This window comes from Blautia sp. HCN-20427 (genome assembly GCF_037890365.1).
GTDB lineage: Bacteria > Bacillota > Clostridia > Lachnospirales > Lachnospiraceae > Blautia.
Genome location: NZ_JBBKBX010000031.1, coordinates 21708 through 30959 on the forward strand (window position 1 = coordinate 21708; position 9252 = coordinate 30959).

Sequence of the window (9252 nt, forward strand, 5' to 3'; positions counted from 1 at the left end):
ATTCCATTCCCATATCTTCATCAGATATTCCTGGAGCGTACGATAAAGGTGCTCTATACGTCGTGTCCCACTGCATTATCCATAAGAATCCCCATCTTGTCCTTTTCGATTCTGTAAAGAGACGCGTTGGCAGGAAGCAGCGCCTGTATGGTCTGTCCCATCCGCTTCAGTACCTTGTCTCCGAAGGAACGACTGTACAGCTCATTAACCTGACGAAATTCATCTATGTCAATTACCATCACAGCCAGATGTTCCACCATCTCGTCCTTCAGACTCTTCTCAAGCGCCTTGTAAAACTCTGTATAGTTCAAAAGCTGTGTCAGAGGGTCCACCTTATTCTGCTTTCCCATCAGACACATAATTCCTGCAAAAAGTTCCTGGTTCCCTTCTTTATCGTATATCATCTGTCCCCTGCATTTTATCCAGACATATTCTCCGCTGCGCTTCTTTGCACGGAATTCTACAGAGTGGCAATCTACCTTTCCGGAAACAACTTCCATATTGGATTGATAAAAACGTTCCCAGTCTTCCGGATGCACAATGGCCTTCCAGTAGGTAAGGGGATGCTTCACTACTTCGCCGGGAAGGCCAAACATATCCACCAAAGCTACGGATATCGAAACATCCCTGTTTTAGGATTGCACATATAAATAAAATCATCGGTACTCTCTATCAATGCATCATATAACAACTCTGAAGAATACTCCATCTCATCTGCTGCAGCTTTCATTTTACTCCTCGTCCCTTTCACTATACCTTCTTCAATTCTGACAATATTTCTTCACGATTTCTTTCATCCGGTCAAACTGCTGCTCCATCTCGTCCACCAGACGGAACTGGGTCCGGGCACGCACCAGATTGTGCTCGGGATAAGCAGTCTTAAAATAAGTATCTCCCTCCAGATAATCCGTCAGAAAACGCATGCCGCATTCCAGCGTCATCAGGCGGGCGCCCCATGGAAGACTTTCCACCTCTTCGGGAGTCAGCACATCTTTCGTTGCCTCCAGATACCCCTTTACATACAGTTCATACAAAGAAATATCAAAATGTACCAAATCCAGATTCTGCTCATCTTCCTCTGCTGTGGCTGCTCCGAAGCGGATAGAATCTCCAAAATCATTGGCAGCCAGCCCCGGCATAATCGTATCCAGGTCAATAATGCACAGCCCTTTTCCCGTATCTGCGTCAAAGAGAATATTGTTCAGCTTCGTGTCATTGTGGGTGACGCGAAGGGGCAGAATCCCCTCCTCCTGCTGCTGTACCAGTACGCCGCAGTCCTGCTCTCTTTCCAATACAAAAGAAATTTCCCCCCGGCAGGTAACGGCTCTGTTTTTAATGTCTCTGTGCAGGGCTCTCTGGAAATTTCCAAACCGTTTTACCGTATTGTGGAAATCCGGAATGGTTTCTTTTAAGCTGGAAGCCGGATAATTGCCCAACTGTTTCAGGAAATGCCCGAAGCTGTTACCCGACTGATAAAACTGCTCCGGCTCCTCCACCAGCTGATAACACACGGAGTTCGGTATGTAATTATAACATCTCCAGGGCTGCCCCTCACTGTCTTCAAAATACGTACAACCCGTCTTTGTCTTAATGCAGGACAACGTTTCTCTGTCCGGATCTCCGCCCTCTTCCCGGATAACATTTCTCAGATACTCTGTCACACCAAAAATATTCTCCATAACTCCCGCCGGGTCTTTAAATACATTATTGTTTACCCTCTGCAGAATATAGGCAAATTCGTCTCCATCCTCTGTAGGCATATAAACCGCATATGTTTCATTGATATGCCCTTCTCCGAAAGGTTTCACATAGCTGCACTGCAGACCAAATCCAAAAGCATACAGCGCGTCTTCCAAATCACGGCTGCTCACGCCGTCAATCTTTCTTCTGGTAGAAAATACCACTTCCCCTGCTTCCACTTTCCTCTTGGAATCAATCTTACAATTGGCCTTTACCACACTGTTCAGCCCAATATGCGCGCCGCAGCCCACATAGGAATCGTGGTCAACCACTGCGCCGCTGTTAATCAGCACACCGTGTTCTACAACGGTATGTGTATTCACCACTGCCCCCTGCATAACAAATGTTCCATTTCCAATCACTGCGCTTGGGCTTACCACTGCTGACGGATGAATCATAGGCGGAACGTGATAACCCGCTTCCATGAGTTTTTCTGTCCAGTACAGGCGCATCCCGTTGTCGCCAAGAGCCGCCACTGCCGTATCATAGTTTTTCACAAAAGCCCTGTAATCGCAGCACTTTCCTACTACATCTGCTCCCTTCACTGCGTCATCTAAAAATACAGCTTTCTCATAGCCCAGGATTCCTGCCATTTCCTGAATCATATGACCGAATCCTCCGGCTCCTAAAATCAATAAACTTTTCATTCGTTCCTCCTTGTGCATCCCCTATTTTATTTGTTATAACCAGTGCTTTTCTATTTCCCGCAGAGCACATTCGTAAAAAGGCAAAATGATAAAATCATTCTGCCTTTTCTGTTTGTTCCTGTGTGTTTTATACTTACAGTATAGCGGTTGTTGCCCACTTTGACAATGTTTATCTTGCATAATTTTTGCAACAACTAAAACATTTTCTCCGCTGTCTCTGCCTAATTTTATTGATATAATTCTCCAAACCGCTTATAATGTACATTAGTTTGAGTAAATTTTATGCCGCCCGGAACGATCTGTTGATTTTCCGGCGGCAGAATGGAGATTCCTATGAAAAAGAAAAGACTTCTTCTGCCCGGTATTCTCTGCATGGCTGTAAGCCTTTGTATCCATACCGGCAGAGTTGACGCAATGGCTGCCGCAGCTGATTCTTCAGCCTCTGCTCCGGCCCAAAACACCTCCCAAAATCCTGAGGACACAGCCAATCAGCAGACAGACACGCCGGAGGTACCGGAAAGCTATAACTGGGAAATTCAGTCCAACAAAATTTCCGGCTGGCCTGAAGGTCCAAAGGTTGTGGCAGAAACAGCTATTTTAATGGATGTGGATTCCGGGGAAATCCTTTATGCCAAAGGGATCGACGAAAAGCGCGCCCCTGCCAGCACTACAAAGATTATGACAGCCATGCTTGCGCTGGAAAAAGTGCCTTTTGACACCCAGATAACCTTTACGGATGAGGTAAACAACATCGAACCGGGAAGTACCCATATCGGTATCAAACCCGGCGAAACCCTGACTATGAAAGACTGTGCCTATGCCATTCTTCTGGCTTCCGCCAACGAAGTTTCTTCCGGGGTTGCGGAGTATATCGGCGGCACAGTTCCCAAATTTGTGGACGAAATGAATCAGCGCGCCAAAGAACTTGGCTGTAAAAATACACATTTCGTCAATGCAAACGGACTGTACGATGAAAACCACTACACCACGGCCAGGGATTTGGCTCTGATTGCCCAGGCAGCTTTCCAGAACGAAACCTTCCGGGAAATCATCAAAACACCCTATTACATTGTGCCGAAAACCAATATTACCAATGAAGAACGGTGGCTGAATAACCACCACAAAATGGTACTGGACGGCGCCCAGCACTATGAGGGCTGTCTGGGCGGCAAAACCGGATACACCGTTAAAGCAGGCAATACACTGGTCACCTATGCAGAAAGAAACGGCACAACCTTAGTATGTGTGGTTTTGGCGGATAATGTGTCCCACTACGATGATACCAAAGCAATTTTTGACTACGGCTTTACCAATTTCCGCAAACTCACACCAGACAACGAAGCCCTGGCGCCTGCAAAAGAGAATACCCTTGGCGCTTATCTGAAAGAAAACGGACTTTTGGATGCTGTGGTAGAAAACTCTGCCATAGATGTTCCCACTGACGTCAAAGAATCCCTGACCTATGAGGTCAGCCTGGAAGAGAATTCCCTGAAAATGGATTACTATTATGGAAAAACCGCTCTGGGCAGTTCCACCCAGGAAGCCTCCCCGGAACTCCTGCAGGCTGCGGAGACCTTTCAGCTTCAGGAACGCCAGTCCCAGCAATCCACCAGTGCCGAAGATTCCCAGACCACTGCCTCCCAGGGAAAAGAAGATTCTCTGAACGGCTTTTGGGGTGAAATCGGAGGTAAATTCCACCAGCTCCCCAGCTGGAAATATCCTGCACTGTTTCTGTTAGCTGCTGCCTTTATCTTCTATATCGTAACCTTGGTTATAAAGATAAAACGCTCTATCCGGAGACGCAAACGCAGAAAACTTCGTAAACAAAGAGAAAGGAAAAACCAATGAAGGTAACCTATATCAGCCACAGCGGTTTTCTGATTGAAACAAAAAACTGTCTGTTCCTTTTTGATTATTATGAGGGAAAGATTCCTCCGCTGTCTCAGGAGAAACCGCTTTTTATCTTTGTTTCTCACTGGCACAGTGACCATTTTAACCCGGAAATCTTCTCTATCCGTCATGAAAAAGTACATTACATTCTCTCTCATGACACCAGGAAACACCTGCCTGCAGGCATCTCTCCGGAAAACCTCTGTTTTATGAAACCGGAAGAAAAACTGGATTTTACTCTGGAGGACGGGAATGAACATTTTACCGTAGAAACACTGAAATCCACAGACTGCGGTGTCGCTTTTCTAATTTATTACCGCAGAAAATATCTTTATCATGCAGGAGATTTAAACTGGTGGGTATGGCAGGGGGAAACCAAGCAGTATAACAGCAACATGACTGCCAACTTCCTGCACTATACAAAGCCCCTGGAAAATCTGGACATATGGGCTGCTTTTCTTCCCCTGGACCCCCGGCAGGAAGAGTGGTACAGCAAAGGATTTCTTCATATCCTTGAGCATGCTCATGTAAAATATGCATTTCCCATGCATTTCTGGAAAGACTATTCCGTTATTTCCGGATTTCTGTCTTCTCCAGAGGGCAGCAAATATCAGAAAACAGTTGTAAACATAGAGCAGGAAGGACAGGAATTTTCCCTGTAACCCTTCCCACTCTCAATTATATTTTAAGGAGGATACCTATTATGAAATTTCAAATGATTCACGAAAACTACAATGTAAGAGACCTGGAAAAATCTATGGCTTTTTATGAAAAGGCTTTGGGACTCACCGAAAAACGCCGCAAAAATGCTGCAGACGGTTCTTTTATCATTGTCTATCTTGGAAATGAAACCACAGATTTTGAACTGGAACTGACCTGGCTGAGAGATTTTGACAGAGCTTATAACCTGGGTGACTGCGAATTCCACCTGGCTTTCCGTGCCGACGACTTTGAAGCTGCACACAAGCTTCACGAAGAAATGGGCTGTATCTGCTTTGAGAATCCGGATATGGGTATCTATTTCATTTCTGACCCGGATGGATACTGGCTGGAAATTTTGCCGTAAATCCGGCTAAAAATATCCATGAGGCAGTCCTTTTAAGACTACGGATGCGCTTAAAAGGACTCCTCATAAATTATTCAAATCCCTTCCGCCTCTTTGCTGCGTCAATCAATGCCTTTGCCTCTTCAAAAGCCTCCGGCAAATAATCGTCTGTCCATTCTTTTCCTGCCTTCTCCGCCTTCTTAATATCATTCCACCGGGTCACCACTTCACCGGATTGGTTCACTGTCTCCCGCCCAAATACATGAGGATGTCTGCGCACCATCTTCTCACTGATACCGCGGCACACATCTTCCAGAGTAAAAAGCCCTTCCTCCTCTGCAATCTGCGCATGGAGAACCACCTGCAGAAGCAAATCTCCCAACTCCTCTTTCAAATTATCGCCATTGCCCGTGTCCTCCAGAATATTAATCCCACAGACAACCTCCGCTGCTTCTTCCATACAAGCCGGCTTTAAACTCACATGAGTCTGCTCCCTGTCCCAGGGGCAGCCATCTTCCCCACGCAGACGGGCTATTATTTGCTTCAATCTGTCAAATTCGTTCATGATGGCAATCTCCTTTCTCATCTTGCGTTACGAATCCCCCATTTTCTATTTTCATGCATATTTTCCTTTTTTCTGCATATTCTTTCTATTAGACAATCCATCTTTTTACTATGATTTCCAAGGAGGTTCCCATGAATTTTTTAATTCCCGTTTTATTCATTGTTGGTATATCCTTTCTGTTCCGAATACTTTCTCTCCTCTGCAAACCAACTCCCCGGGACAGGCAGGTATCTGATTCAGCTCAGGAAGATTTTCTAAAAGAATATAACCGCACACATAAACCCTGAATACTAAAATAAAAGTATGATGAAAGCCCTTCTGATTTTGCCAGATTTCCCCGATTATGCTCTACACATTATCAGAGAAACCATTCCTCGCATACTGTTTATTTATCTGCCAAGTCCTGAACTTCTTCCAATGACAAACCCGTCAGCTCCGCAATTTCTTCCATAGAATCACGTCCTCTTGCCAGCATTTTCAAAGCAGTACTTACTGCTTTTTCATAATTTCCTTCTGCTGCAGCTTCATTTCTCATCTCTTCTAAAAGTTTACACATCTGGCTTCGACCTCCTTCTGTTTCCTTTAAGTATCTGACTTCTTCTGCAAGTAGTGGATTCAAAATGTCTTTTGCATCTTTGCAGTGGAAGTCATACATCAAACACCCAACAGGATGTTCCATATTTCTATATTCACCATTCACGTATATGATATGTGCTCCATCAGCAAATAATGCATACTCCATCTCTGTAATTCTTCTTTCAACATGATAAAGTGGAATCCCCATGCCGAATTTATCATTTTCAGTAATAAAAATTACATATGTATCAACTAAATCTTCGAACTCATCTCCTTTGCAGAGCAGCGAACGGTCAATCATGCTACTATGAAATCTTGCCCTTTTCACTCCTGTTCCCCGATCTGAACGCTGGATTTCTATATCCATGAGTTTTCCATCCGTGTCCTCTGCCTGGATATCCAAGATTATGGAACGCTTTGTTGCACTTTTATATTCTACCTGTGCCTTTGTGGATTTCACTTTTATATCATCCCGTTCTAAAACAGTATTCAAGATATATTCGACTGCTTCAATCTTTCCATCCAGAGCTTCTGAAAAGAAGTCATCATCCATCAGACGAAGTTCTTTTATCCTTTGTAAATCTTTTTCGTTTTCATTCATTACATTCTGTTTTGTTTTCTGCACATGAACACCTCGCTCATTTTTAAGTTTAAGCCTCTTCTAATAGTAACTGGTATAGTGTCATCTCATGTACTTTAAATTACGTCTTCTGATGGTATTTTCCCTGGAATGTCAAAAATCCACGGATGTTTTCCTTTATTATAACGGATTACCCCAGAATAATCAAACTCTACAAAGCAATCCGTCAAACTATTTTGCACTTACTTTCGATTTCCCTTGCACCTTTCTTTTATCATTCTTGTATTGGATATAGAATTCCCCTGTCAATTTATTGAATCTTTTCTGAATCAGTAAGACACTCTTATTTTAAGAGTCCTCATAGACCCCAATGCTTCCGACAGCATTGAGACAGATATGTTCCGGCGGTATAGAACCACCACCGATTTTATTCTTTTTCTGCTTTGGATTGCAGATACTTCTCTGCTTCCTCCTCAAACGCATATAAGGAATGTGCGCTGGCAGCTATTTTATGCAAAACCTTCAAGTCTTCCAGTTCCTCCAGCCCTGCGATTTTATCCCGCAGTCCGTCCGGGATTTCTCCCAAATCTTCCAGAAGTTCCAAAATGTTTTCTTTGGTTGCTTCCAGTCGACCTTCAAGTTTTTCCTCTCGCAGCATTTCTTCAAAAATCATATAACGCTCTCCCATCTTACGGTCTGTCTTGATGTTGCGAATAGTCTCCTAGAACTGTTTCACCAGTCCATCCTGAAAATCCCCTTCGCTCTCTTCCAAATCAGCCGTCACAAACTTCAGAAACCTGACAAGCTCCGGCGGCACTTTTTCCTCATTTTCCCCTTTGGTACTCAGAAAAATCGTATAACTCCCGTCATCCAGCTTCACCTTTTTATTCTCCTTACATTCATTTCCAAAGGTATAGCAGTACAGCCGCTCTCCAAAGGGATCGAAATCGCAGACAAAGATTACAAAGGTATCCGGCAGGGTTTCATACTCTTCTCCGCTTGCCAGTGCTTCCATCACCATCTGGCTGTGGTAGTACCGGCTTCGTTTTCCCAGGGCTTTCTTCTTTCTCATCTGCATTTCCACGTTGTAATGGGTATGGTTCTCATCCTCCGCATAGATGTCCAGGCGGACGCCTTTGTATTCGGGATGGTAGACGATGCTCTTCTCCCTGCTCACAACCACATGAGCAATGGAAAATCCAAGCACCATCTCCAGAAATCCCTTACAGTTTTTCTCCACGCTCATGACTGCACCAAAAAGAAAGTTATCCTTGATTGTCAGGTCCTGTAATGTTTTTCGTTTCTTCATGTTTCCTCCTGCTCTACAGGGGAATCCTATGAAGAGATTATAGCATGATTTTACGGAATAGACTATATCTGGTTCTAAAAAATTCAGTTTCTGCTTACCATCCGTATATTCCGGCAGCACAGAACCACTTTCCTTATAATGGGCTCCCCAGAAATAAGTAACGCCAGCTTTTCATGTTGGCATTATTTCGATTTCCCTTGCCCCTTTATTTTACACCCTGCAAAATAAAGAATACCGCCAATGGCTCCGCCCAGGGTGTTGTAAACCAAATCCGATATCTGAAACGTTCCCAGCCGGAAAAACAACTGGGCAAATTCTATACACAGGGAGAATAAAAACACCGTCTTCACTGCTCTCCAGAGAATCTGTCCAAACTTTAAATTTTCTTTCCAGTATTTCTCCTGCAGCGCCCACAGAAGCAGCACCGCAAAGGGAATAAACAAAGCCAGATTTTCAATGGCCTAGGTGGTCAATTCTCCCTTTTCATTGTACACCCCCCAGCTTCCCATTACATTGGATAAGGGATTCGCCCACATATTCCGGTTCAGTAACGTCCGGAACAGTATCATGGCCGAATAAAAAGCGAGAAAAAACATGCGCCGGAAAACCTTGTCCGACTTAAAATTGTCCCACCACTTTCTGCAAATGACCTTCCAGCCATGCTCGCGAGCCGACATACACAGAAACATGAATAGTACGGCCAGAAGCAGAGCAAAACCGAAAGGCTGATAGAGTGCGGTGAGTACGTTTGTAATAATACTTTTTATAATTTCTAACATAATTCTTCTTTCCTTAATGATAATTCCGCACTTACTGTTCACTTTCTTCCTATCCGCAAAATCACAATTTTCGATATGTTTTCGGAATAATTGAGAGACGCATTATTCCAACCGTAGATAA

Annotated in this window: 12 protein-coding genes; 3 read left to right on the forward strand and 9 right to left on the reverse strand. The window is 44.1% G+C overall.

Features of this window, described 5'->3' with window-relative positions:
• Positions 1-53: 53 nt before the first annotated feature.
• From WKT17_RS14620 to WKT17_RS14630, 3 genes are read right to left on the reverse strand one after another with little or no spacing between them, the layout of a single operon-like run.
• Complete coding sequence (locus tag WKT17_RS14620) at positions 54-596, reverse strand: diguanylate cyclase domain-containing protein (RefSeq protein WP_244092064.1); 543 nt, start codon at positions 594-596, stop codon at positions 54-56.
• Between the two features lie 11 nt (positions 597-607).
• Positions 608-730 (reverse strand): hypothetical protein, encoded by a 123-nt coding sequence (locus tag WKT17_RS14625; protein WP_291683488.1) that lies wholly within the window; start codon positions 728-730, stop codon positions 608-610.
• Positions 731-761: 31 nt separating this feature from the next.
• On the reverse strand, positions 762-2387 hold the full coding sequence (locus tag WKT17_RS14630) for a phosphotransferase (RefSeq protein ID WP_173750094.1): 1626 nt from the start codon (positions 2385-2387) through the stop codon (positions 762-764).
• A 333-nt stretch (positions 2388-2720) separates the two neighbouring features.
• On the opposite strand from WKT17_RS14630, the gene WKT17_RS14635 reads away from it, so the two are divergent.
• The 3 genes from WKT17_RS14635 to WKT17_RS14645 are packed head-to-tail and all read left to right on the forward strand — an operon-like array spanning position 2721 to position 5343.
• The gene (locus WKT17_RS14635; RefSeq protein WP_173750093.1) at positions 2721-4235 is read left to right on the forward strand and encodes a D-alanyl-D-alanine carboxypeptidase family protein; all 1515 of its coding nucleotides are present in this window, start codon (positions 2721-2723) and stop codon (positions 4233-4235) included.
• The gene (locus tag WKT17_RS14640; RefSeq protein ID WP_173750092.1) at positions 4232-4939 is read left to right on the forward strand and encodes an MBL fold metallo-hydrolase; all 708 of its coding nucleotides are present in this window, start codon (positions 4232-4234) and stop codon (positions 4937-4939) included. Before WKT17_RS14635 ends, WKT17_RS14640 begins: the two co-directional genes overlap by 4 nt.
• Positions 4940-4980: 41 nt before the next feature.
• Positions 4981-5343: a VOC family protein gene (locus WKT17_RS14645; protein WP_173750091.1), complete on the forward strand. Its 363-nt coding sequence runs from the start codon at positions 4981-4983 to the stop codon at positions 5341-5343.
• Positions 5344-5413: 70 nt separating this feature from the next.
• On the opposite strand, the gene WKT17_RS14650 is transcribed toward WKT17_RS14645, so the two are convergent.
• The 6 genes from WKT17_RS14650 to WKT17_RS14675 form a co-directional block, all read right to left on the reverse strand.
• The gene (locus WKT17_RS14650) at positions 5414-5887 is read right to left on the reverse strand and encodes a MazG family protein (RefSeq protein WP_173750090.1); all 474 of its coding nucleotides are present in this window, start codon (positions 5885-5887) and stop codon (positions 5414-5416) included.
• Positions 5888-6272: 385 nt separating this feature from the next.
• Positions 6273-7088, reverse strand: coding sequence for a PD-(D/E)XK nuclease family transposase (locus WKT17_RS14655; RefSeq protein WP_291683491.1), 816 nt, complete (start codon positions 7086-7088; stop codon positions 6273-6275).
• A 382-nt stretch (positions 7089-7470) separates the two neighbouring features.
• On the reverse strand, positions 7471-7716 hold the full coding sequence (locus WKT17_RS14660; protein ID WP_319017079.1) for a hypothetical protein: 246 nt from the start codon (positions 7714-7716) through the stop codon (positions 7471-7473).
• A gap of 48 nt (positions 7717-7764) precedes the next feature.
• Positions 7765-8352: an Rpn family recombination-promoting nuclease/putative transposase gene (locus WKT17_RS14665; RefSeq protein WP_319017078.1), complete on the reverse strand. Its 588-nt coding sequence runs from the start codon at positions 8350-8352 to the stop codon at positions 7765-7767.
• A 182-nt stretch (positions 8353-8534) separates the two neighbouring features.
• On the reverse strand, positions 8535-8810 hold the full coding sequence (locus WKT17_RS14670; RefSeq protein ID WP_330026967.1) for a VanZ family protein: 276 nt from the start codon (positions 8808-8810) through the stop codon (positions 8535-8537).
• Positions 8811-8813: 3 nt separating this feature from the next.
• The gene (locus WKT17_RS14675; protein ID WP_330026958.1) at positions 8814-9131 is read right to left on the reverse strand and encodes a hypothetical protein; all 318 of its coding nucleotides are present in this window, start codon (positions 9129-9131) and stop codon (positions 8814-8816) included.
• Positions 9132-9252: the final 121 nt, after the last annotated feature.

Coding starts and splice junctions, on each gene's coding strand:
- WKT17_RS14620 (WP_244092064.1), bottom strand. CDS start 596: ATGTTTGGCCTTCCCGGCGAAGTAGTGAAGCATCCCCTTACCTACTGG.
- WKT17_RS14625 (WP_291683488.1), bottom strand. CDS start 730: ATGAAAGCTGCAGCAGATGAGATGGAGTATTCTTCAGAGTTGTTATAT.
- WKT17_RS14630 (WP_173750094.1), bottom strand. CDS start 2,387: ATGAAAAGTTTATTGATTTTAGGAGCCGGAGGATTCGGTCATATGATT.
- WKT17_RS14635 (WP_173750093.1), top strand. CDS start 2,721: ATGAAAAAGAAAAGACTTCTTCTGCCCGGTATTCTCTGCATGGCTGTA.
- WKT17_RS14640 (WP_173750092.1), top strand. CDS start 4,232: ATGAAGGTAACCTATATCAGCCACAGCGGTTTTCTGATTGAAACAAAA.
- WKT17_RS14645 (WP_173750091.1), top strand. CDS start 4,981: ATGAAATTTCAAATGATTCACGAAAACTACAATGTAAGAGACCTGGAA.
- WKT17_RS14650 (WP_173750090.1), bottom strand. CDS start 5,887: ATGAACGAATTTGACAGATTGAAGCAAATAATAGCCCGTCTGCGTGGG.
- WKT17_RS14660 (WP_319017079.1), bottom strand. CDS start 7,716: ATGATTTTTGAAGAAATGCTGCGAGAGGAAAAACTTGAAGGTCGACTG.
- WKT17_RS14665 (WP_319017078.1), bottom strand. CDS start 8,352: ATGAAGAAACGAAAAACATTACAGGACCTGACAATCAAGGATAACTTT.
- WKT17_RS14675 (WP_330026958.1), bottom strand. CDS start 9,131: ATGTTAGAAATTATAAAAAGTATTATTACAAACGTACTCACCGCACTC.